Source organism: Sphingomonas citri, assembly GCF_019429485.1.
Classification (GTDB): domain Bacteria; phylum Pseudomonadota; class Alphaproteobacteria; order Sphingomonadales; family Sphingomonadaceae; genus Sphingomonas; species Sphingomonas citri.
On the sequence record NZ_JAHXZN010000001.1, the window covers coordinates 1,074,756 to 1,096,929 of the forward strand.

Below are 22,174 nucleotides of genomic sequence, written 5' to 3' on the forward strand. Positions count from 1 at the left end.
CGGGATCCATCGCGCCGCGTACGCCGCAGCTGTTGCGACAGCCGGAACATGGATCCCGGCTCATGACCGGGATGACGGACCAGTTGCCAAGTCTGAGCAGATGAGGCGCCAACAGATCGTGGAAGCGCTTGTCGTATCAGCGCCAAGCTTCACCCTGCGGTCGACTCGCGCTCGATCAGCTCATAGTCCACCAGCTCGTCTTCCGCCTCGGCCAACTCGCCGCGCCGGCCCGCGCGGATCAGCATCTCGGCGGCGCGGTAGGCCATCAGCTGGATCGGCTGGCGCACGGTCGTCAGCGCGGGCGAGATCAGCGACGCCATCGTCGTGTCGTCGAAACCGGTCACGGCCAGGTCGCGCGGCAGCCGCAGCCCGCGGCGGTGCGCCTCGCCGATCACCCCTGCGGCCATGTCGTCGTTGCTGCACATGATCGCGCTCGGACGATCCGCGGGCGAGAGCAGCGCCGAGCCGGCGGCTACGCCGGATTCGTGATCGAATCGACCTTCGAACAGCAGCCGGGCGTCGGCAACGATCCCAGCGTCCGCAAGCGCGTCGCGATAACCGTGGATCCGGTCGGCGCTGTCGGAATGGTTGGGCGGCCCCGAGACGAGCGCGATCCGGCGATGACCGCGCTCGATCAGGCGCTGGGTCAGCGCTCGCATCGCCGCGCGATTGTCGATCCTGACGGTGGCAGTACCCGGCAACGTCGCACCGGTCGCGATCGCCGCGGCGGGCACGCCGAGCGCATCCACGACGCCCGCCTCGCTCAGCAGCTCGGCGAAAGGCGGGATCAGCAGCAGCGCGTCCGCTCCGCCGCGCACCAGCGCGCGCGCCGCCGCCTCTGCCGCCTCGTGGGTGAGCCGCTGCTCCTCGCGCAACAGCAGCTGGAGCCCGTGCGCGTTGGTGGCGCGCAGCGAGCCGGTGAGGATGGCGTCGAGGAAGGGCGTGCGCGCGCCGCTGTAGATCAGCCCCACCGTGGTGGCGCGCGCGCGGGCGAGCAAGCGCGCGCTGACGTTGGGGACATAGCCCAGCTCGTCGATCGCGGCGCGCACCGCCGCGACCGTCGCGGGGGCAGCGCGGCCGGCACCGTTGATGACGTTCGACACCGTCATCGGCGAGACGCCGGCGCGCGCCGCGACCGCGCGCATCGTGACCCCGCGCTCGCCGCGCCGCTCGCTCATCGCGCGCGGCCGGTCACGGGCGGGCGCCGCATCGGCTCAGCCGCCGGGCGCGGGGTGGCACGTCGTCAGATCAGCCCCGCCTTCTTGGCGTTCACCGCGTGATCCGCCGCACGGGCGGTCAGCGCCATGAAGGTGAGCGACGGGTTGATGCACGAGATCGAGGCCATCTGCGCACCGTCGGTGACGAACAAGTTGGGTGCGTCATGCGCCTGGCTGAAGCCGTTGAGCACCGACGCGCGCGGGTCGCGACCCATGCGTGCGCCGCCCATCTCGTGGATCGCGTCGCCGGGGACGTGCTCGTCCTCGCTGCTGCGGACGTTGAGCAGGCCCGCCTTCTTGAGCATCTCCTCGCCCTGCACGCGCGCGTCGGCCATCATCTTCAACTCGTTGTCGCGGAAGCGCACGTCGAAGCGCATCAGCGGCACGCCGAAGCGATCCACCTTGTCCGGGTGGAGCGAGACGTGATTGTCCTCGTACGGCAGGCACTCGCCGAATGCGCCCATCGAGAACTGCCACGGGCCATACTGGCGCATGCCCTGCTTCATCGAGGCGCCGAAGCCCTGCGGCTTCGCCGGATCGCGCCGCGCGCTGCCCTGGTAGCCATAGCCGCGCTTGAAGCCGAGTCCCTCGTCGCCGTTGTTGTTGCGGAAGCGCGGGATGTAGACGCCGCCGGGACGACGGCCAAACTCGATATATTCCTGCATCCCCGGGATCTCCCCGGTGATGCCGACACGGAAGATATGATCCATGACGTAGCGGCCGAGCGTCCCGCTATTGTCGAAATAGCTCTTTGTGCTGCCCGGCGCGCGCGAGTTCATCAGGATCTGCGTCGAGGCCATCGCCGAGGCGCAGAGGAAGACGATGTCGGCGTTGACCGTCTCAGCCTGCCCGGTCTTGGCATCGACGAAGCGCACGCCCGTCACGCGCTTGCGCTGCGGATCATATTCCAGGTTGGTGACGACCGCGTCCGAACGCAGCGTCAGTCGACCGGTGGCGCGCGCCGCCGGCAGCGTCACCGCCTGGGTCGAGAAATAGGCGCCGAACGAGCAGCCGCGACCGCACTGATTGCGCACCTGGCACTTGCTGCGGTTCTGGTCGGGCTTGTCCTCGGTCATGTTGGACAAGCGCGTGTTGATCAGCTTGCGCCCGGGGAACGCGCCCTCGAGCCGCTGCTTGAACCACTTTTCCGCGACATTCATCGGCATCGGCGGCTGGAACTGGCTGTCCGGCAGATAGGACAGGTTCTCGCGCGAGCCCGAGACGCCGATATATTTCTCGACGTAATCGTACCACGGCGAGACGTCGTCGTAGCGGATCGGCCAGTCGCCGCCGACATTCTCCTTCTTGTTCGCCTCGAAGTCGGCCGGGCTCCAGCGGAAGCACCAGCGGCCCCAGATCAGCGACTTGCCGCCAACCGCGGCGGGGCGAATCCAGTAGAATTTGCTGCCCTCGTCGTAAGCGTAGGGGTTCAGCCGGTCGTTGTTGTAATATTTTTGCGTGCTCGGCGAGACATAGCCGTGCGTGGTAATGAAATAATCGCTCTTCACCAGCTCCGGCGGCATCATGTCGCGCGCTGGGATCTCATAAGCGGGCTTGCCGTCATAGGTATAGTCGGTCTGATGCTCGACCATGATCCCGCGGTCGAGCATCAGGACGCGCATGCCCTTCTCGGTCAGCTCCTTGGCGGCGAAGCCGCCGCTGACACCGGAGCCGATGACGATCGCGTCGAATTTGTTGGTAGCTGCCATGATCCCCTCCCGGGATGGATGTCGTCAGAAGCGCAGCTTGCGCAGCGTCTGGAAGCTGGTGGTGATGTCGGGAATGTACGGCGCGGGCGACTCGTCGTTCTCGACGTAGAAGTGCTTCACGCCAGCCATCGTGTTGAGCTTGAACAGCTTGCCGAAATCGATCGTGCCGAGCCCGACCGAGGTCATCTTGCCATCGGGGCGCTGGTCCTTGACGTGATAGGCGTAGATCCGGCCCGCCATCCGCTTGATCAGCGCGGCCGCGTCCTCACCGGCGTGGATCGCCCAATAGAGGTCGATCTCCACCTTCACCAGCTTGGGATCGGTACCCTTGATGAAGCGGTCATACAGGCTAACGCCATCGGGCTTGTTGGTGAACTCGAAGTCGTGATTGTGATAGGCGAAGCCCAGCCCATTCTGCGCCAGCTCGCGAGCGAACTTGTTGAAGTTGGGCAACGCCGCCTCCCAGGCCGCGGCAGTGCGGTGCTCGTCCGTCATGTACGGCAGCACGATCGTATCGGCGCCCAGCGTCTTGGCCATCTTCACGCTGTCGTCGAACTTGTTGAGCAGCAGGTCGTAGCCGACGTGGATCGACGGTGAGGTGAGCCCCAGCCGATCCATCGTCCGGCGCAGCATGGCGTGGTCCATGCTGTCATAGCCACCGCCGCCATATTCGACCTCGCGATAGCCGATCTTGGCGATCTGCCCGAGCGTGGCGACCGGGTCCTTCTGGAACAGCTCGCGGACAGTGTAGAGCTGGATGCCCACCTTGCCGAGCTGAGCGGCGGACGCGGGCAGCGCGCCCGCGACACCGAGGGCGGCGAGACCGGCGCTGCCGGCCAGGAACGTGCGACGATCCGTCATCATGAGGAATAGACCTTGTTGACCTTGGAGTAGAGGAAGGCGCCGTCATACTGGCCGGGCACCGGCAGGTATTCACGCTCCTGCGTGATGCCGATCTCGGACGTGTAATAGCCCACGATCACCATCTGGCGGAACGGCTCGAAGAAGGCGGCGCCACCCGGGATCGTGTCGTTCATCGCGAGCGTCAGCAGCGCGTCCTGCTGCGCCGGAGTGACCGCGGCGGCGCCCTTCTTATAGTCGGCGCGGCTGCGCGCCTCGATCGCGTCGAGACCCGCGATGATCGGCACGCGGTCGCTCGGCTCGGACCAGTCGGCCAGCAGCTTCTCGATATATTGCGGCACCTCCGCGGCGATCGCACCGGGCGTGTCGGTCGCCGGGATGACGCGATCGCTCAGCGCGATCATCACCGCCTTCTGCGCCGGCGTGAACACCTGGACCGTGGGCGGCCCGGTGTTGATCACCCCGAACGCCTGCTGCGAGGCAGCACCGGCCGCCCGCGCGATGGGGGCGAAGAGTTGGCTGCCGAACATCGCGACGATGCCCGCGAGCGCGTCTCTGCGGTCGATCACTTGGTTTCTCCGTTCCGTGCGCCCGCGCGGGCGCCGCTGCTCTTGTTGTTCATGCTTCCTCCCCTGCGACCCGATCGATCGCGCGATAGGCGGCGATCAGCCGCTCCTCGCCCACGCGCCCCTCGCGCGCATTGCCATGCTCCATGCCGATCACGCCGGCGTAGCGCTTCTCACGCAGCCAGCGGACGACGTTGGCGTAATTGATCTCGCCGGTGCCCGGTTCGTTGCGGCCGGGATTGTCGCCGAACTGGACGTAGCCGATCTCGTCCCAGCAGGTGGCGAGCGAGTTGATCAGGTTCCCCGACTGAATCTGCTCGTGATAGCAGTCGGCCAGGATCTTGATCCCCGGATTGTTCACCCCGCGCGCCACGGCATAGCCGGCCGACCAGCTCTGCATGTAGACGTGCGGATGGTTCACCCGCGTATTGAGTGGCTCCATCACCAGCACCAGCCCGTGCGGCGCGACGATGTCGCCGGCACGCCGCATCAGGTCGATCACGCGCGCGGTCTGGATCTCCACCGGCACGCGCGCGTCGAGGAAGCCGGTGACGACGGTGGCACGCCGCGTGTTGAGGCGCTTGGCCACCTCGATCGAGGCGCGCACGTCGGCGAGGAAGGCCTCGCGCTCGGCGCCGTCGTCGCTGCCAAAGATCGGGCGGAACTCGGACCAGCGCGGCATGCTCGCGACGAACACGCCCATCGCCATGCCGCGCTGCTGCAGCGCCCTGGCCATCGCCTCCTGCTCCGCGACCGGCCGGGCCCGCGCCTCATTGTCCTCCCAGGCGCGGAAGCCCTGGTCGGCGGCGAAGGCGATCTGATCGAGCAATCCGCCGCGGCTCTTGAAACTGCCCTCGTGCGGCGCGAAGCCGAGCGAGAAACGCGCCGCGTTGGACGTCGCACCGCGCTGCGCCGCGGCCGCGGACGCCGCCAGCGGCAGCGCCGCCCCGACGGCGATCAGCGAGCGGCGCGTCGGCGTCACGCGGCGTCGCCGCGCGCGAGCGTGGCACCGCGCGCGCGCCGCTCGGACAGCCAGATGCCGCCGAACACGAACAGCAGCACCACCGGGAACAGCGCCAGCTTGGCGAAGGACTGCGACGCCGCCGTATCCTCGACCTGGCGCAGCGCCGCGCCGGTCAGCTGCTTGAACGCCTCGGGTCCGCCGGCGAGCGCCACCTTGGCCTCGTCGAACATCCCGCCCAGCAGCGGCAGCACGAAGAAGCTGGCGAGCGCGCCCGCCGAGCCGACCAGCCCGATCGCCCAGGCGCCGCCGCGCGGGTAGCGCTCGGCGACCGAGGCCAGCATCGTCGGCCACATCGCGCACACGCCCAGGCCCCACACGGTCGAGGCGAGGATCGCCGCGACCGGCGACTGCGCCAGCGACAGCAGGAACAGGCCGATGCCCGCGAGCAGGCTCGAGATCCACAGCAGCCCGGGGTTGGAGAGGCGGTTCGCCAGACGCCCCGCGAAGTGGCGAAACACGAACATCAAAGCGCTGACATAGACCAGCAGCAGGATACCGCGCATGCCGACGCGATTGGTGAGCGCGACGTCGAGCCACTGGCCGGGCGCGAGCTCGGACGAGGCGGTGAGGAACATCGCGCCGAACCAGACGAAGAAGCTCGGCCGGCGGAACACCTCGCCGATCATCTCGCCGAAGCCGGCGCCCTCCACCTCGGCCGGCGGCGCCGGGAAGGTAGTGGTGGCCGCGATCACGACCACACCGACCGCGGGCACCAAGACGGTGCCCATGATCACCTGCCACGGCAGCACGTTCGCCAGGAACACGCCCGCCAGGCCGCCAATGATGAGCCCGCCCGGATACCAGGCGTGGAGTACGTTGAGCCGGTGCGTCGTCTCGTCCGGATAGAGCCGCGCGGTCAGCGGGTTGATCGACGCCTCGGCGAGGCCCCAGCCGATCCCGCTCAGCAGCATGCCGAACCAGACGAGATTGTAGACCGCCATGCCGGTGGCGAGATGCCCCGCACCGACGATCAGCCCCGTGCCGATCAGGAAGCACACGCCGCAGCCGATCAGCACGCGCTTGGCGCCGATCTTGTCGAGCAGCGCGCTGACGACGAACACCGTGATGGCGAAGCCGAGGAAAGCGGAACCCAGCGCCGCGCCGATCAGTTCACCCGCCTGAACCGGTGCGATGGGATCGATCCACTCCGCCTTGAGGCTGCTCGCGACCGCGGCGCGCAACGAGGCGCTGATCGCGGCGGTGGCCAGCGCCAGCACGCCGAGCCAAAATAATCGGCTGCGGTTCACTCCTGCCTGATCCACTCGGTCCTCTCCCTTTTCTCTGTGTCGTTATCGTAGCCGGTACGGGATCAGCCGAGGCCGAGCAGGCGGCGGTTGGCGCTGGGATCGCTGCCACCGGCGAAATCGTCGAAGGCATGTTCGGGTCGCCGGATCATGTGCGCGGCGATGAACGGGGCGCCCTCGCGCGCGCCGTCCTGCGGATGCTTGAGCGCGCACTCCCACTCCAGCACCGCCCAGCCCGCATAATCATACTGGGTCAGCTTCGAGAAAATGCCGCCGAAATCCACCTGCCCGTCGCCGAGCGAACGGAAGCGGCCGGGACGATCGACCCAATCCGAATAGCTGCCGTACACGCCCGCACGCCCGGTCGGGTTGAGCTCCGCGTCCTTGACGTGGAACATCTTGATTCGCTCGTGATAGATGTCGATGAACTGGAGATAGTCCATCGCCTGCAGCACCATATGGCTGGGATCGTAGAGGATGTTGGCGCGCTTGTGGCCGCCGACCTGGTCGAGGAAGCGCTCGAAGGTGACTCCGTCGTGCAGGTCCTCGCCCGGGTGCAGCTCGAAGCAGAGATCGATCCCCTCTTCCTCGAACGCGTCGAGGATGGGGGTCCAGCGGCGGCCCAGCTCGGCGAACGCCTCTTCCACCAGCCCGGCCGGGCGCTGCGGCCAGGGATAGACGAAACCCCAGACGAACGCGCCCGAGAAGGTCGCGTGCGCACTCAACCCGAGGCGTCGGCTCGCCTTCGCGGCGAGGCGGAGGCGCTCGACCGCCCACTTCTGACGCTCGGCTGGCTTGCCGCGCAGCTCGGGCGGAGCGAAGCCGTCGAACAGTTCGTCATAGGCGGGATGAACCGCGACGAGCTGGCCCTGGAGGTGGGTCGACAGCTCGGTGATCTCCACCCCAGCCTCGCGACAGCGGCCGATCAGCTCGTCGGCATAGGTCTGGCTCTCGGCGGCGCGCTCGAGGTCGATGCAGCGTGCGTCCCAGGTCGGGATCTGCACGCCGGCATAGCCCGCGTCCGCCATCCAGCGCGCGGCGCTGTCGAGCGTGTCGAAGGGCGCCTCGCCCATGAACTGGGCGAGGAAGACCCCCGGCCCGCGCATCGCCGGCGCGCCGCTCACTTGAGCGTCTTGAGGTAGGCGATGACGGCGGCGCGCTTCGTCGGGTCGGCCATGCCGATCGGCATGCGCGTGCCCGGCACCTTCTTGCTCGGCGCCGCGATGAACTCGCTCAGCGACTTCTCGTCCCACGTCAGCTTGGACGCCTTGAGGGCGGCGGAATAGTTGAAGCCCGGCGCGGTGCCGGCGGGCCGGCCGACGACGCCGTACAGGTTCGGCCCAATGCGATTGGGACCGCCCTTCTCGACCGTGTGGCAGGCCTTGCACGCGGCGAAGGCCGGCGGCGTAGCGGCCTGCGCCGCCAACGGCGCGGGCATGAGGGCGATCGCCGCGGCGGCGACGACCGGAAGAGCGGCTAGTCCGGCGATCAGCTTCATCGCGACTCTCTCCAATTGGTTGTTTGTCGTATGTTTAGCGCTAAACAAGCGGGGATCAACCCGCTTGGTGACGCTGCGTCACCACGGGACAATGCGACGGGAGAGATGAACGATGGCGCAACGACAAGCACTTCGACTGGCGATGCTGGGTGGCGGCGAGGGTGCCTTCATCGGCGCGGTCCATCGCATGGCGGCGGGCGTCGACGGCGACTGGCGACTGGTCGCGGGCGCGTTCAGCAGCGACGCCGCGCGCAACACGCGTAGCGGCGAGTCGCTCGGGCTCGACCCGGCGCGGGTCTATGCCACGTTCGACGAGCTGCTCGCCGCCGAGCGCGCCTTGCCCGAGGACAAGCGCGTCGAGGCGGTCGCGATCGTGACGCCGAACCATCTCCACGCGCCGATGTCGATCGCAGCGCTCGACGCCGGCTTCCACGTGATGTGCGAGAAGCCGATGTCGCTCAACCTCGAGGAAGCGAAGGCGATCGCCGCCGCGGTGGAGCGCAGTGGCCGCCACTATGCGCTCGCCTTCACCTACAGCGGCTACCCGCTGGTCGAGGAGGCGCGCGCGCGTGTCGAGCGCGGCGACTTCGGCACGATCCGGCTGGTGCAGGTGGAATATTCGCAGGGGTGGCTGGCGCGCGCGATCGACCGCGACGGCAACAAGCAGGCCGAGTGGCGCACCGATCCGGCGCGCGCGGGCCTCGGCGGCTGCCTCGGCGACATCGGCACCCACGCCTTCCAGCTGGCCGAGCATGTCTCCGGGCTGAAGGTGGAGTCGCTCTGTGCGGAGCTGACCACCCACGTGCCGGGCCGTCGCCTCGACGACGACGTGAGCGTGCTGCTGCGCTTCGCCGGCGGCGCGCGCGGCGTGCTCAAGGCCAGCCAGGTCGCGGCCGGCGACGAGAACGGGCTGCGGCTGCGCGTCCACGGTGAACTCGGCGGGCTCGACTGGGCGCAGATGGAGCCCAATACGCTGACGCTGCGCTGGCTCGACAAGCCGGTGGAGGTGCTGCGCACCGGCGGCCCCGCGCTGAGCGAGGGCGCCGCGGCGCGAACGCGCACGCCGGCGGGGCACCCGGAGGGCTATATCGAGGCCTTTGCCAACATCTACCGCGGCTTCGCGGGTGCGATCCGCGGGGCGGCGCCGGCGATGTGGTATCCCGGCGTGGAGGACGGCGTGCGCACCATGGCCTTCGTCGAGGCAGTGGTCGGCAACGCCCAGTCGGACGTCAAATGGAGCGCGCTGGGGTAAGCGCGACGGCGCGGCGGGCGCGTTCCCGCCGCGCCGGTCGGCTCACGGCTTGGCCGGCGGCTCGGCGCCGAGCGACTTGTTCTCCTTGGCCGCTGGGTCGACCGAGGGTGCGCCCGAGGCCGGCGTGCCGGTGTTCGACAGATCGGCGGTGTCGCCCTTCGCGCTCTCGGTGACGTTGGCGACCGCTTGGTCACCTGCGGCCGGCGCGGCGCCGGCCGCGGGGGCGGCGGGCAGCGGCAGGTTCGAGCCCTGCTGGTTGAGATAGGCGATGACGTTGGCGCGGTCCTGCGGGTTGCCCAGGCCGGCGAAGGTCATCTTGGTGCCGTTAGCGAACTTACGCGGGCTGGTGAGCCACGCGTTCATCTTGTCGAAGTCCCAGGTGCCGCCGACCGACTTGAGTGCGTCGGAGAAAGCGAAGCCGCCTTTCCCCTGCGCGATCCCCTCGCCCAGCGTCGCGTACAGATTCGGGCCGATGCCGTTGGCGCCACCCTGGTTGATCGTGTGGCAGGCAGCGCACTTCTTGAACACCTCGGCGCCCTTGGCCGGATCGGCGCTGCCGAGCAGCGACGCGATCGGCACCTCGGCCGCGGCGCCGCCGCCGCCGGCCTCCTCGACACCCTCGATCGCATAGCCCATCTTCTCCGGGCGCTCGCCGTGGAAGACCTGGCTGCCGACGATCGACAGCCCCAGCGCGACTCCGGCACCCGCCAAGACCCAGCCGAAAATCGTGTTGCTACGATCGTCCATGTCGCCCGTGTGCCCCTCTCTAATTAGGTCGATCCATAGAAAAGCCGCCACCGCACCGCAAGCGCTTGAGCGGCGCGCCCCGCTCTTCTACGCGCCGAAGCCGAGATGGACAGCTACGCCGCCCCCGCTTTGCCGATCGTCGAACGCCTGACGGAGGCCGCCGCGCGCGCGCCCGAGAAGGCCGTCGCCTTCCAGGGCGCGCCCGGCGCCAACAGCCATGTCGCGGTGAGCGAGGCCTTCCCGGAGGCGCTACCGCTACCCTGTTTCAGCTTCGACGACGCGCTCGACGCGGTGAAGCACGGCCGCGCCGCGCGCGCACTGATCCCGATCGAGAATTCGCTGCACGGGCGCGTCGCCGACATCCACTTCCTGCTGCCCGAGTCCGGCCTGGTGATCATCGGCGAGCATTTCCTGCCGATCCGCCACGCGCTGATCGGCCTCGGCCCGCGCGACGCGGTGACCAGCGCGATGAGCCATCCCCAGGCGCTCGGCCAGTGCCGCCACTGGCTCAAGGCGCACAACATCGCGCCGGTTAGCTATCCCGACACCGCCGGTGCCGCCGCGGTGGTGGCCGAGCTGCGCGACGCCAGCGTCGCCGCGCTCGCCCCGCCCGGTGCCGCGGCTATCTACGGGCTCGAGCTGCTCGCCACCGACATCGCCGACGCCGACCACAACATGACTCGCTTCGTCACGCTGGCGCGCGACGGCGTGGCGCCCGAGGGCGAGGGGCCGTGGATGACGACCTTCATCTTCGCGGTGAAGAACGTGCCCGCCGCGCTGTACAAGGCGATGGGAGGCTTCGCCACCAACGGCGTCAACATGACCAAGCTGGAGAGCTACCAGCGCGGCGGCAGCTTCGCGGCGACCGAATTCTACGCCGACGTCGAGGGCCGCCCCGGCGATCCCGGCTTCGATCGCGCGATGGCCGAGCTGGGTTTTCACGCCAAGCATCTGCGCGTGCTGGGTTCCTACCGCCAGGCGCGCAAACGCGGCTGATCGCCCCCCTTGCGCGCGTCGCGCCCGCTCCTATCGTGCGGCGCGACCAACATGGGTGGGGACCGACGCGTGATGAAGACCTTGCTGCTGGCCGGCGCCGCGCTCACCGCCGTCGCGGCATCGCCCGCCTGGGCGCAGGCCGCACCCCAGCCGCCGCGCGCGGCGAAGAAGCCCCATCAGGTCACCTCGCCCAACGGAACGCGCGAGGACGATTACTACTGGCTGCGCGACGACACGCGCAAGAACCCCGAGATGCTCGCCTATCTCGCCGCGGAGAACGCCTACGCGGACGCGACGCTGGCATCGCTCAAGCCGCTACAGGACAGACTCTACGCCGAGACGATCAGCCACATCAAACAGGACGACAGCAGCGTCCCCTATCGCGAGCGCGGCTATTATTATCAGACCCGCTTCACGCCGGGTGCAGACTATCCGGTCATCGAGCGCCGCAAGGGGGCGCCCGACGCCCCCGCCGAAGTGATGTTCGATCAGCCCGCGATGGCGAAGGGGCATAGTTTCTTCGCGCTGAGCGACTGGTCCGTCAGCCAGGACAACCGGCGGGTGGCCTATGCCGAGGACATCGTCGGCCGGCGGCAATATGTGCTCAAGGTCAAGGACCTCTCCACCGGACGGCTGCTGCCGGACACGATCACCAACGTCGAGCCCAACCTCGTCTGGGCCGACGACAACCGCACGCTCTTCTACATCGCCAAGGATCCGGTGACGCTGCGCGGCTATCGCGTGATGGCGCACGTGCTCGGCACGCCGGTCAGCGCCGACCGCCTCGTCTACGAGGAGAAGGACGACACCTTCCAGATGGGGATCAGCCGCACCAGCGACGATCGCTTCCTCTGCATCGGCGTGTCCGCCACGGTGAGCGACGAGCAGCGCTGCGCCCCCGCGGCGGCGCCGACCCGCTTCACGCTGGTGGCGCCGCGCGCGCGCGAGTTCCGCTACGGCGCGGATCACATGGGGGACCACTGGATCATCCGCACCAATCGCGACGCGCGCAACTACAAGCTCGTCACCGTTGCCGACCGCGAGTTGGCGCGCGGCGTGGCGGCGTGGCGCGACCTGACGCCGGCGAGCGACAGCGTCTTCATCGAGGACTTCAAGCCGTTTCGCGGCTTCATCGCGCTCGACCAGCGCGAGGGCGGCAACCGCATGATCCGGCTGCTGACCGACGGCCGCTCTGCCCCGGTGAAGGCCGACGAGCCAGCCTATCAGATGGAGCTGGCGGTCAACGCCGAGCCCGACACCGATTGGGTGCGCTACACCTACGCCTCGCTGGTGACGCCCACGACCACCTATGAGGTTAACGCGAGGACGGGCGAGCGCCGCGTGCTCAAGGTCGCGCCGGTGCCCGGCTACGACCCGTCCAACTACGTCACCGAGCGGGTCTGGGCGACCGCGCGCGACGGCACCAAGGTCCCGGTCTCGGTGGTGTACCGCAGGGGCGTGAAGCGCGACGGCAGCGCGCCGCTGTTCCAATATGCCTATGGCAGCTACGGCGTATCGATGGACCCGGCGGTCGACCCGGCGCGGATCGCGATGCTCGACCGTGGCGTGGTGTACGCGCTGGCGCATATCCGCGGCGGGCAGGAGATGGGCCGCGGCTGGTATGACGACGGCCACCTGCTGCGTAAGAAGAATAGCTTCACCGACTTCGTCGACGTGACGCGCTATTTGGTCGCGCAGAAATATGCCGCGCCGGGCCGGGTGGCGGCGATGGGTGGCAGCGCGGGTGGGCTGCTGATGGGTGCGGTCGCGAATATGGCGCCGAAAGACTACGCGCTGATCATCGCGCAGGTGCCGTTCGTCGACGTGGTGACGACGATGCTCGACGCATCGATCCCGCTGACCACGTTCGAATATGACGAATGGGGCAATCCGGCGCAGAAGCCTTATTACGACTATATGCTGAGCTATTCGCCGTACGACAATGTCGCGGCCAGGGCCTATCCGGCGATGTACGTCAGCACCGGACTGTGGGACAGCCAGGTGCAATATTACGAGCCGACCAAATGGGTGGCGCGGCTGCGCGAGCTGAAGACCGGCGACGCGCCGCTGGTGTACCGCGTCAACATGGAGGCGGGGCACGGCGGCAAGTCGGGTCGATTCGAGCGCTATCGCCAGGGCGCGGAGTGGCAGGCGTTCGCGTTGCAGCGGTTGAAGGTGGCGGAATAAGGTCGGGGCCGCGCCCCTGCTTTGTCGGAGCGGCCCGGCCTGGTTGTTCCTACTCCGCCCATGCCCGCAACAGCGTATGCGCGATCGCATAGGGGGGCGGCGCGACGAAGCGTCCTCCCTCGCCCGCGAGCGCCGCGCGTACCTCGTCGCGCGTGACCCACATCGCGTCCTCCAGCTCGTTGGCGTCGAGCGTGATCCTCTCGTCGGCGGCCTGCGCGACGCAGGCGATCATCAGCTGCGACGGGAACGGCCAAGGCTGGCTCGCGACGTAGCGCACCTCCGTCACCCGCACCCCCGATTCCTCCGCGATCTCGCGCGCCACCGCCTCCTCGATCGACTCGCCCGGCTCGAGGAAACCCGCCAGCGCCGAGTAGCGCCCCGCGGGCCAAGTCGGTTGCCGCCCGACCAGCGCGCGCCCGTCATGCTCCGCCAGCATGATCACCACCGGATCGACGCGCGGGAAATGCTCCGCCGAGCAGCTCGGGCAGCGCCGCCCCCAGCCCGCGCGGAACAGGCCGGTCGCGCTGCCGCAATTGGCGCAGAAGCGGTGGCGCGCGTGCCAGTCGAGCAACGAGCGCGCCGCCGCGAAGGTCGCCGCCTCACCCGCGCGCAGCTGGTCGAGCAGGCCGAAGAGTCGGGGCGAGCGGAACGGCGGCGGCGCTCCCGCACCGGGCACGATCGCGGCGAAGCGCGGCGCCCCCCCGTCGAGCCCGAGAAGCACCAGCTCGGCCTCCGCCGGCGCGGCGGACAGCGGCGCCCAGGCCAGCGCCCCGCCCTCGCCCACCACCGGCTCGAATGATTCGAGCACCAGCAGCCGCGCCGCCGGGTCCCTCACCGCCTCGGCGAGGCCTTCGGCATCGTGGCGCAGCGCGTCGGCACGATCGAGCGTGCCGCCGGTGAAGCCGGTCACGATCACCGCGGCACGCCGGGGTGGAGCCGGGCCGCGTCGCGCGCCAGCGCCGCGAACGTCTCCTTGGCGAGCGGGTAGCGCTCGCCCGGAAAGTAGTTGACCATGATCGTCCCCCTGAACCGCCGTGCCGGGTCGACGATCGCCACCGTCCCCGCCGCGCCGCCCCAGCCATAGCTGCCCTTCGACGCGCCGCCGGCCTCGTCGGCGAGATAGACCACCCCGCCCGCCCCGAAGCCCTGCGCCACGCCTTCCTTGTTCTTATAGCTGACGCTCGGTGGCAGCAGGTTGGACATCGCCAGCCGCGCGGTCTCGGGCTTCATGATCGTCACGCCGTCGAGCGTGCCCGCGTCCTGGAGCATGTGGAGGAAGCGGTCATAGTCGCGCGCCGACGCCACCAGCCCCGCGCCGCCATAGGGAAAGCTCGGCGGCTGGAGGAACACCGAGCGCGCGGCGGGGTCGAGCGGGATCAGCTGGTCGCCCGCGAAGGCGTAATTGGTGGCGAAGCGCGCGACGTTGCCGGGCGCGACCTGGAAGTCGGTCGAGGTCATGCCGAGCGGATCGAGGATGCGCGCGTGGACGAAGCGCTCGAACTTCTGCCCGGCAACCTTCTCGATCACCGCGGCGAGCACGTCGAGCCCCATCGAATAATGCCAAGTCGTTCCCGGCTCGGCGACCAGCGGCGCCTGCGCCACCCGCTCGGCGAAGGCGATCAGCGAGGCCGGCCGCGTCTTGCGCGCCACCGCCTCGGTCTGTGCATTGGCCGAGAAGGGAACGAGGCCGAGCCGCTCATATTCCTTGAGCAGCGGCCCCTGCGCGTTGATCTGATAGCCGATCCCAGAGCTGTGCGTCATCAGCTCGCGGATCGTGATCGGCGCGCGTGCGGGCCGCGTCTCCAGCGACGTGTCCGGGCTGGTCAGCACCTTCATTTTAGCGAAGCCGGGGAAATATTTGGAAAGCGGGTCGTCGAGCGACAGCTTGCCCTCCTCCACCAGCAGCATCGCCGCCATGCCGGTGATCGGCTTGGTCATCGAGTAGACGCGCCACAGCGAGTCGGGGCCGGCGGCCGGTGCGCCCGGGTCGGTCGTGATCGTGCCCGCGTTGAGGAAGACGGTGGGCAAGTCGCCCAGCCCGAAGGCGCCGACGATGCCGGGCATCTTCCTGTCGCGGACATAGCCGTCGAACAGCGCCTGCGTCGCCGGCAGGAGTTGCGCCCCGGGCAACCCCTGCGGCGTGGTGGCTCCCTGCGCGGGCTGCGCCGTCTGCGAGCGCGGCGCGGGCGCGGGCGCGCGCTGCGCCGAGAGCTGAGTTGCCGCCACCAGCGCGGTGAGCGCCGCCGTACCGAACCACCGGAACACCGTCATGCCTGTCTGCTCCTCGCCAGCGCTGCCGCCTTCGCGAACAAGGTCGGCAGCCCCGCCTCGTCCAGTGTCGCGACCGGCCACCATTCACCCAGGTTGGTCGCGCGCTCGGTGTCGGCGACCGCCACGTCCAGGTCCAGCGTGAAATGCGTGAAGCCGTGCTCGACTCGTCGCTCCAGCACGCGCCACGCCGCCTCCGCTGGCGCGTCGCGCAGACCTGGCGGCGCAAGCTCCCACGGGCCGGTCGGCAGCGCGCGCATGCCGCCGAGCAGCCCCTTGTCGGGGCGGCGCACCAGCAGCACGTGACCGTCGCGCTCGAGCCAGAAGATGGTGCCGTAGCGGTGCGGCCGCACCGCCTTGGGTTTCTTGACCGGGAAGGCCTCGGGCGTGCCCAGCGCGAGCGCGCCACACTGGTCGGCGAGCGGGCAGAGCAGGCAGCGCGGCTTTCGAGAGGTGCACACCGCCGAGCCCAGGTCCATCATCGCCTGCGCATAGTCGCCCGCGCGCTTCTCCGGCGTGATCGTCGCCGCGGCGGCGCGGATCGCGCGCCGTCCGCCCGGCAGCGGCGCGTCTATCGCGAACAGCCGCGCCACCACGCGCTCGACATTGGCATCCACCACCACCGCGCGCCGCCCGAACGCGATCGCCGCGACCGCGGCGGCGGTATAATCGCCGAAGCCGGGCAGCGCGCGCAGCGCTTCCTCGGTGTCGGGCAGCTGGCCGCCGTGCTTAGCCGCGATCGCGCGCGCCGCGGCGAGCAGATTGCGCGCGCGCGCATAGTAACCGAGCCCCGCCCAGGCGGCCATGACATCGGCCTCGTCCGCCGCGGCGAGGTCGGCGAAGCTCGGCCAGCGCGCGACCCACGTCGCGAAACGCGGGCGCACCGTCGCCACCGTAGTCTGCTGCAGCATCACCTCGCTCAGCCACACGCGATAGGGATCGGGCGTCTCGCCCGGCAGCGCGCGCCACGGCAGCGCGCGGCGGTGGCGGTCGTACCAGTGTAGCAAGGGCTTGGCGGCAGTGATCGCGCGCTTGGCGTCCATGCCCCGGCTATGGCATGGGGGCGGGAATGAGCAAGCGCCCTCGCGTCTCCGACCAACCTCCCGAGCGGCAGAACCGGTCGCGCCAGGTGGCCGAGTTGCTGCCCGCGGTAGGCGGCGCGGCGTTCCGGCGCTTCGGCTTCGTCCAGTCCGCGATCGTCTCGCGCTGGCCCGAGATCGTCGGCGAGAAGCTCGCGGCCGCGAGCACGCCCGAGTCGATCCGCTTCCCGGTCGGCAAGAAGCAGGACGGCACACTCACGCTCACCGTCCGCGGCGCGCACGCGCCGATGATGAGCCACCTGACGGTCGAGATCATCGAGCGGGTCAACCGCTTCTTCGGCTATGCCGCGGTGTGCAAGGTCGCGATCCGACATGGCGAGGTGAGCAAGCGCCCCGAGCGCCGCGCCCCGCCGTCGCTCGCCCCCGCCCCCGAGCTGGGCGGCAGCATCAAGACGATCGCCGACCCCGAGCTGAAGGCGGTGCTTGAGGCGCTGGCCTCGGGCGTCGCCGCCAATCCTCCCTCGCTGCCGAAGGTACGATGACCCGCTTCCGCTCGCTCCTGCTGCCGCTCGCCGCGCTCGCGCTCGGCACCGCCGCCGGCGCCGCCGCGCCGCGCCCCTGGACCGCGGTGGCAACCCCGGTGGCGACCGGCAGCTACCTGATCGGCAATCCCAAGGCGCGGGTGAAGCTGGTCGAATACGTCAGCTACACCTGCCCGCACTGCGGCCATTTCGCCGCCGAGTCGCGCGCGACGCTCGGGGCGATGGTGCGCTCGGGCTCGATCAGCGTCGAGGTGCGCAACCAGATCCACGACGGGATCGACCTCGCCGCGGCGACGCTGGCGCGCTGCGCCGGCCCCGCTGCCTTCCCCGCGCTGCACGAGGCGTTCTTCGCCAAGCAGGAGCAATGGTACGAGCGCGCCGCCGAATGGAGCGAGGGCAATCGCGCGCGCATCGCATCCTGGCCGCAGCTCGACCAGCTCAAGGCGGTGGCGCAGGGCGCCGGGCTCGACGCGATCGCCAAACAGGCCGGCGCGCCCGCCGCGGCGATCGACGCCTGTTTCGCCAGCGACGCGCAGGTGAAGCGCGCCATCGCAGCGTCCGAAGCGACCAGCAAGGTGAAGGGCACGCCCGCGTTCGAGATCAACGGCAAGCTGATCGAGAACGTCGGCTGGGCGCAGCTCGAGCCGCAGTTGCGCGCGGCCGGCGCGCGGTGAGGAAAACGATCTTCGATCCTCCCCTGCAAGGGGAGGATCGATCGACGGTCTTATCAACGGAGTGACCGAATGAAGCGTCTCGCATCCCCCCTGCTCTTCGCCGCCGCGGCGCTGCTCGCCGGCTGCGGCAGCGGCGGTGACGGCAACGGCAGCGCCCCCAGCGCGCCCGCCGGCTCGGTCAAGGCGGTCGCCGCACCCGCGGGCTCGGACTGGACCCAGCAGGTCCGCCAGACTCCCGAGGGCGGCTTCGTCATGGGCAACCCCGACGCGCCGCTCAAGCTGGTCGAATATGGCTCGCGCACCTGCCCCACCTGCGGCGCATTCGGCCAGACCGGCATGCGACCGCTCGAGGAGAATTACGTCAAGACCGGCAAGGTCTCGTACGAGTTCCGCGACTTCCTGGTCCACGGCCCGCCCGATTTCGCGGCCTCGCTGCTCGGCCGCTGCGCCGGCGCCGCGCCGTTCTTCCCGATCCTCGAGCAGATGTACATCGACCAGCCCAAGTTCCTCGACGCGCAGATGAAGGCGGCGCAGGATCAGTCGTTCCTCCAGTCGACGCAGAACGCCACGCCGGCGCAGGTCGCAAACGGCTGGGCGGACAAGATGGGCTATGTCGAGTTCGTCAAGCAGCGCGGCATCACCGAGGCGCAGGCGCGCGCCTGCCTCAACGATCCCAAGGCGATCGAGGCGCTGACGAAGATGACGCAGGACGCCACCGAGAAGCAGGACGTGACCGGCACGCCCACCTTCTTCCTCAACGGCCGCAAGCTCGACAACAGCGTCACCTGGCAGGCGATCGAGTCCGCGCTCAAGACGGCGGGCGCGTGACGGCGGCGACGCTGCGCGGCTGACCCCTCGATGCGCATCAAGCGGCTGCGGCTGACCGGCTTCAAGAGCTTCGTCGACCCCGCCGACCTGCGCATCGAGCCGGGGCTGACCGGGGTGGTCGGCCCCAACGGCTGCGGCAAGTCGAACCTGCTCGAGGCGCTGCGCTGGACGATGGGCGAGAACAGCGCCCGGTCGATGCGCGGCGCCGGCATGGAGGACGTGATCTTCGCCGGCACCGCGACGCGGCCGCCGCGCGACTTCGCCGAAGTGTCGCTGCTCGCCGAGATCGACGCGCCCGACGGCGCGCAGGAGCACGAGATCGTCCGCCGGATCGAGCGCGGCGCCGGCTCGGCCTATCGGCTGGACGGGCGCGACGTCCGCGCCAAGGACGTCCAGCTCCTCTTCGCCGACGCCGCGACCGGTGCGCATTCGCCCGCGCTGGTCAGCCAGAACCGCATCGGCGCGGTGATCGCGGCCAAGCCGGGCGAGCGCCGCGCGATGCTGGAGGAGGCCGCCGGGATCGCCGGCCTTCACGTCCGCCGCAAGGACGCGGAGGCGCGGCTGCGCGCCACCGAGGCCAATCTGGCGCGACTCGACGAGCTGATGGCGGACCAGGGCACGCGCATCGCCGCGTTGCGCCGCCAGGCGCGTGCCGCGGAGCGCTACCGCCTGTTGTCCGAGCAGATCCGGCTGGCCGAGGCGCGGATGATCTTCGCGCGCTGGCGCGATGCCGCCGCCGCTGCGACTGCCGCCAAGCAGGAGGCCGACGCCGCCGCGGCGCAGGTCACCGTCGCGACCGAGGCGGAGCAGGCGACCTTGGCCGCGCAGCGCGCCGCCGCCGAGCAGGTCCACGCCGCGCGCGCCGCGGCGCTGACGGCGCGCGACCGTGCCGGCGAGCTCGCGCATCAGCTGACGCGCGCGCGCGAGCAGCGCCACGGCGTCCAGCGTCGGCTGGAGGAGATGGAATCGGCACGCCGGCGCATCGCGGAGGATCGCGCCCGCGAGGACTCGCTCGCGCACGACGCTGCCGCTGCGCTCGATCGGATCGCCGCCGAGGCCGAGACGCTCGATCGTCGCGTTGCCGAGGGCAGCGCCGCCCTGCCCGCGCTCGACACCGCGCTAGCGGAGGCAGAACGTCATGCGCGCGACGTCGAGGTGGCGCTCGCCCAGGCACTCTCGGCCGAGGCGGCGGAGGCGGCCGAGCGCCGCGTCGCCGCAGCGGCCCACGCCGCCGCCGCGGCGCGCCACGAGCGCGCGCGGCGCGAGGCGATGCGGCTGGCCGAGGCGATTGAGGCGCTCGACGACCCCGCCACGCTGGAGGCGGCGCGCGATGACGCGCGCGCGGCGCAGACCGACGCGCAGGGGCGCGTCGCCAAGGCGCGCGCCGCGCTCGACTGGGCCGAGACGAGCGAGACCGCAGCGCGCGAGGAGCGCGATCCCGCGGAAGCGGCGCGCGCCGCCGCGCTGGCGGCGCTGGCCGCGCTCGACGGCGAGGCGTCGGCGCTCGCGCGCGCGGTCGAGCAGAAAGGCGAGAAACTGCTCGACTCGGTCAGCGCCGAGCCCGGCTTCGAGCGCGCGCTAGCCGCCGCGCTGGGCGACGAGCTCGAGACCGCGCTGGCCGACTGGCACGGCTCGCCGCTTGGCGAGGACGATCCCCCGGCCCCAATCGGCACGCTGCCGCTCGCCGCGCGAGTGACTGCGCCGCCGGAACTGGAACGGCGCCTGTCGCAGGTGTTCCTGCTCGAGACCGACTCGGGGCAACCGCTCCGCCCCGGACAGCGGCTGGTGACCCGCGAGGGGCGCGTGCGGCGTTGGGACGGCTATGTCAGCACCAGCGGCGGCGTCGCCGCGGCGGAGCGGCTGGAGCGCCGCAACCGGCTCGCCGCGCTGCAGGCCGAGCGGCCCGCGGCCGAGGCAGCGGTGGAGCGCGCGACGCAGCGGCGCACGCAGATCGACGAGCGCATCGCGCGCGCGCGGGCCGCGGCGCAGTCCTCGCGCGCGCTGCTCTCCCAGGGCGAGACCGACGTCCGCGCGGCGCAACGCGACGAGGATCGCGCCGCCGCGCAGCTCGAGCGGCTTGCCGGGCAACGAGCCGATCTCGCGCAGCGGGCCGAGCGGGTCACCGCCGAGGCCGCCGAGGCCTTCGCCGAGCAGGAGCGCGCCGCCGACACACTCGCCGCCCTCCCCGATGGCGCCGCCGCGGCAGGCGAGACCGCGCGGCTGCGCGGCGAGGCGGAGGCGGCGCGCGCCAAGGTGGCGCTGGCGCGCTCCGATCGCGCCACGCGCGAGCGCGAGTTGACCGACGCGCGCGAGCGCCGCGCCGCGGGGAAGAACGAGGCGCAGGGCTGGCGCACGCGCGCGGGCGAGGCGGCCAAGCGGATCGCCGACATGGACCAGCGCGCCGCCGACCTCGAACGCGAGCTCACTTCGCTCGCGGCGCGCCCCGACGCGCTCGCGGCCGAGATCGCCGCGCTCGACCGCGAGGTGACCGCCGCGCGCGCCGCCGCCGACTCGACCCAGGCCGAGGAGCGCGCCGCCGAGGCCGCGCTGCGCGACGCCGACACCGCGCACGCGCGCGCCGCCGAGGCACTCGCCACCGCGCGCGAGGCGCGCGCCGGCGCCACCGCGCGCGCCGAGAACCACGAGCTGCGTCGCGTCGAGATGGGGCGCGTCTCGGGCGAGCGGTTCGAATGCCCCGCGCCGGTGCTGCCCGAGAAGATCGGCTTCGGCTCGGCCGAGGTCGGCTCGCCCCAGGACGAGTCGAGCGCGCACGAGCGGCTGACGCTCGATCGCGAGCGGCTCGGCCCGGTCAACCTCGTCGCCGAGCGCGAGCTGGAGGAGCTGGAGACGAGCGGCGCCGCCACCGCCGCCGAGCGCGAGGAACTGGGCCAGGCGGTCAACCGGCTGCGCGGCTCGATCGGCACGCTCAACCGCGAGGGACGGCAGCGGCTGCTCGCTGCCTTCGAGGCGGTCAACGGCCATTTTCGGCGGCTGTTCACCACCTTGTTCAACGGTGGCCAGGCGCATCTCGCGCTGGTCGACTCGGACGATCCGCTCGAGGCCGGGCTGGAGATCATGGCGCAGCCGCCGGGCAAAAGGCTCCAGTCGCTCACGCTGCTGTCGGGTGGCGAGCAGGCGTTGACCGCGGTGGCGCTGATCTTCGGCCTGTTCCTGACCAACCCGGCGCCGATCTGCGTGCTCGACGAGGTCGACGCGCCGCTCGACGACGCCAATATCGAACGCTTCTGCGACCTGCTCGAGCAGATGAGCCGCGAGACCGACACGCGCTACCTGATCGTCACGCACAATGCGGTGACGATGAGCCGGATGCATCGGCTGTTCGGCGTGACGATGGTGGAACGCGGGGTGAGCCGATTGGTGTCGGTCGACCTCCAGGCGGCGGAGCTGCTCGCGGCGGAGTGAGCGGCAAGCACACGTGCGTCCTCTCACTTGCCGGCGCCATCCTGAACTTGTTTCAGGATCTACCGGGCAGCGTATGCCTCACGCGGCGGGGTGTGCGG

19 protein-coding genes are annotated in these 22,174 nt (G+C 70.5%); 7 read left to right on the top strand and 12 right to left on the bottom strand.

From position 1 onward, the window contains the following. Positions 1-149: 149 nt before the first annotated feature. The 8 genes from KZ820_RS05115 to KZ820_RS05150 all read right to left on the bottom strand — a co-directional run bounded on the left by KZ820_RS05115 (position 150) and on the right by KZ820_RS05150 (position 8,119). Entirely contained in the window at positions 150-1,178 is a 1,029-nt protein-coding gene (locus tag KZ820_RS05115; RefSeq protein WP_219747512.1) for a LacI family DNA-binding transcriptional regulator, read from the bottom strand. 65 nt (positions 1,179-1,243) lie between these two features. Next, the gene (locus KZ820_RS05120; protein WP_219747513.1) at positions 1,244-2,926 is read right to left on the bottom strand and encodes a GMC family oxidoreductase; all 1,683 of its coding nucleotides are present in this window, start codon (positions 2,924-2,926) and stop codon (positions 1,244-1,246) included. 24 nt (positions 2,927-2,950) lie between these two features. After that, positions 2,951-3,790, bottom strand: a complete 840-nt coding sequence (locus KZ820_RS05125) for a sugar phosphate isomerase/epimerase family protein (RefSeq protein WP_183928076.1) — start codon at positions 3,788-3,790, stop codon at positions 2,951-2,953. After that, entirely contained in the window at positions 3,787-4,356 is a 570-nt protein-coding gene (locus KZ820_RS05130) for a gluconate 2-dehydrogenase subunit 3 family protein (protein WP_219747514.1), read from the bottom strand. Before KZ820_RS05130 ends, KZ820_RS05125 begins: the two co-directional genes overlap by 4 nt. 49 nt (positions 4,357-4,405) lie before the next feature. Then, positions 4,406-5,335: a hydroxypyruvate isomerase family protein gene (locus KZ820_RS05135; protein ID WP_219747515.1), complete on the bottom strand. Its 930-nt coding sequence runs from the start codon at positions 5,333-5,335 to the stop codon at positions 4,406-4,408. Continuing rightward, the gene (locus tag KZ820_RS05140; RefSeq protein WP_219747516.1) at positions 5,332-6,639 is read right to left on the bottom strand and encodes an MFS transporter; all 1,308 of its coding nucleotides are present in this window, start codon (positions 6,637-6,639) and stop codon (positions 5,332-5,334) included. Before KZ820_RS05140 ends, KZ820_RS05135 begins: the two co-directional genes overlap by 4 nt. A 47-nt stretch (positions 6,640-6,686) precedes the next feature. Then, positions 6,687-7,727, bottom strand: coding sequence for a sugar phosphate isomerase/epimerase family protein (locus tag KZ820_RS05145; protein ID WP_219748110.1), 1,041 nt, complete (start codon positions 7,725-7,727; stop codon positions 6,687-6,689). 14 nt (positions 7,728-7,741) lie between these two features. Continuing rightward, the gene (locus KZ820_RS05150) at positions 7,742-8,119 is read right to left on the bottom strand and encodes a c-type cytochrome (protein ID WP_219747517.1); all 378 of its coding nucleotides are present in this window, start codon (positions 8,117-8,119) and stop codon (positions 7,742-7,744) included. A gap of 112 nt (positions 8,120-8,231) precedes the next feature. Here KZ820_RS05150 and KZ820_RS05155 point away from each other — a divergent pair, with 112 nt between their 5' ends. Beyond that, positions 8,232-9,371: a Gfo/Idh/MocA family protein gene (locus tag KZ820_RS05155; RefSeq protein ID WP_219747518.1), complete on the top strand. Its 1,140-nt coding sequence runs from the start codon at positions 8,232-8,234 to the stop codon at positions 9,369-9,371. A 42-nt stretch (positions 9,372-9,413) separates the two neighbouring features. Here the strand turns inward: KZ820_RS05155 and KZ820_RS05160 are convergent, their stop codons facing one another. Then, on the bottom strand, positions 9,414-10,118 hold the full coding sequence (locus KZ820_RS05160) for a c-type cytochrome (protein ID WP_219747519.1): 705 nt from the start codon (positions 10,116-10,118) through the stop codon (positions 9,414-9,416). A gap of 105 nt (positions 10,119-10,223) precedes the next feature. Here KZ820_RS05160 and KZ820_RS05165 point away from each other — a divergent pair, with 105 nt between their 5' ends. Next, complete coding sequence (locus KZ820_RS05165) at positions 10,224-11,114, top strand: prephenate dehydratase (protein ID WP_219747520.1); 891 nt, start codon at positions 10,224-10,226, stop codon at positions 11,112-11,114. Positions 11,115-11,186: 72 nt separating this feature from the next. Then, complete coding sequence (locus KZ820_RS05170) at positions 11,187-13,301, top strand: S9 family peptidase (RefSeq protein WP_219747521.1); 2,115 nt, start codon at positions 11,187-11,189, stop codon at positions 13,299-13,301. 49 nt (positions 13,302-13,350) lie between these two features. Here KZ820_RS05170 and nudC read toward each other — a convergent pair whose 3' ends face one another. From nudC to KZ820_RS05185, 3 genes are read right to left on the bottom strand one after another with little or no spacing between them, the layout of a single operon-like run. Then, a complete protein-coding gene (gene nudC / locus KZ820_RS05175) occupies positions 13,351-14,217 on the bottom strand; it encodes an NAD(+) diphosphatase (RefSeq protein WP_219747522.1) in 867 nt (288 codons plus the stop codon). Continuing rightward, entirely contained in the window at positions 14,214-15,572 is a 1,359-nt protein-coding gene (locus KZ820_RS05180; protein WP_219747523.1) for a serine hydrolase domain-containing protein, read from the bottom strand. The genes nudC and KZ820_RS05180 overlap by 4 nt, the downstream gene beginning before the upstream one ends. Further along, the gene (locus tag KZ820_RS05185) at positions 15,569-16,612 is read right to left on the bottom strand and encodes an A/G-specific adenine glycosylase (RefSeq protein WP_219747524.1); all 1,044 of its coding nucleotides are present in this window, start codon (positions 16,610-16,612) and stop codon (positions 15,569-15,571) included. Before KZ820_RS05185 ends, KZ820_RS05180 begins: the two co-directional genes overlap by 4 nt. A 26-nt stretch (positions 16,613-16,638) precedes the next feature. Between KZ820_RS05185 and KZ820_RS05190 the strand changes: the two genes are divergently transcribed. From KZ820_RS05190 to KZ820_RS05205, 4 genes are all read left to right on the top strand, one after another. Beyond that, the gene (locus KZ820_RS05190; RefSeq protein ID WP_219747525.1) at positions 16,639-17,151 is read left to right on the top strand and encodes a DUF721 domain-containing protein; all 513 of its coding nucleotides are present in this window, start codon (positions 16,639-16,641) and stop codon (positions 17,149-17,151) included. Next, positions 17,148-17,825 (top strand): DsbA family protein, encoded by a 678-nt coding sequence (locus KZ820_RS05195; protein ID WP_219747526.1) that lies wholly within the window; start codon positions 17,148-17,150, stop codon positions 17,823-17,825. The genes KZ820_RS05190 and KZ820_RS05195 overlap by 4 nt, the downstream gene beginning before the upstream one ends. Positions 17,826-17,894: 69 nt before the next feature. Continuing rightward, positions 17,895-18,653, top strand: a complete 759-nt coding sequence (locus KZ820_RS05200; RefSeq protein ID WP_219747527.1) for a thioredoxin domain-containing protein — start codon at positions 17,895-17,897, stop codon at positions 18,651-18,653. Positions 18,654-18,683: 30 nt separating this feature from the next. Continuing rightward, positions 18,684-22,076 carry a chromosome segregation SMC family protein gene (locus tag KZ820_RS05205; RefSeq protein ID WP_219747528.1) on the top strand — a complete coding sequence of 1,131 codons (3,393 nt, stop codon included), beginning with the start codon at positions 18,684-18,686 and terminating at the stop codon, positions 22,074-22,076. Positions 22,077-22,174: the final 98 nt, after the last annotated feature.

Coding starts and splice junctions, on each gene's coding strand:
- KZ820_RS05115 (WP_219747512.1), bottom strand. CDS start 1,178: ATGAGCGAGCGGCGCGGCGAGCGCGGGGTCACGATGCGCGCGGTCGCG.
- KZ820_RS05120 (WP_219747513.1), bottom strand. CDS start 2,926: ATGGCAGCTACCAACAAATTCGACGCGATCGTCATCGGCTCCGGTGTC.
- KZ820_RS05125 (WP_183928076.1), bottom strand. CDS start 3,790: ATGATGACGGATCGTCGCACGTTCCTGGCCGGCAGCGCCGGTCTCGCC.
- KZ820_RS05145 (WP_219748110.1), bottom strand. CDS start 7,727: ATGCGCGGGCCGGGGGTCTTCCTCGCCCAGTTCATGGGCGAGGCGCCC.
- KZ820_RS05150 (WP_219747517.1), bottom strand. CDS start 8,119: ATGAAGCTGATCGCCGGACTAGCCGCTCTTCCGGTCGTCGCCGCCGCG.
- KZ820_RS05155 (WP_219747518.1), top strand. CDS start 8,232: ATGGCGCAACGACAAGCACTTCGACTGGCGATGCTGGGTGGCGGCGAG.
- KZ820_RS05160 (WP_219747519.1), bottom strand. CDS start 10,118: ATGGACGATCGTAGCAACACGATTTTCGGCTGGGTCTTGGCGGGTGCC.
- KZ820_RS05165 (WP_219747520.1), top strand. CDS start 10,224: ATGGACAGCTACGCCGCCCCCGCTTTGCCGATCGTCGAACGCCTGACG.
- KZ820_RS05170 (WP_219747521.1), top strand. CDS start 11,187: ATGAAGACCTTGCTGCTGGCCGGCGCCGCGCTCACCGCCGTCGCGGCA.
- KZ820_RS05180 (WP_219747523.1), bottom strand. CDS start 15,572: ATGACGGTGTTCCGGTGGTTCGGTACGGCGGCGCTCACCGCGCTGGTG.
- KZ820_RS05185 (WP_219747524.1), bottom strand. CDS start 16,612: ATGGACGCCAAGCGCGCGATCACTGCCGCCAAGCCCTTGCTACACTGG.
- KZ820_RS05190 (WP_219747525.1), top strand. CDS start 16,639: ATGAGCAAGCGCCCTCGCGTCTCCGACCAACCTCCCGAGCGGCAGAAC.
- KZ820_RS05195 (WP_219747526.1), top strand. CDS start 17,148: ATGACCCGCTTCCGCTCGCTCCTGCTGCCGCTCGCCGCGCTCGCGCTC.
- KZ820_RS05200 (WP_219747527.1), top strand. CDS start 17,895: ATGAAGCGTCTCGCATCCCCCCTGCTCTTCGCCGCCGCGGCGCTGCTC.
- KZ820_RS05205 (WP_219747528.1), top strand. CDS start 18,684: ATGCGCATCAAGCGGCTGCGGCTGACCGGCTTCAAGAGCTTCGTCGAC.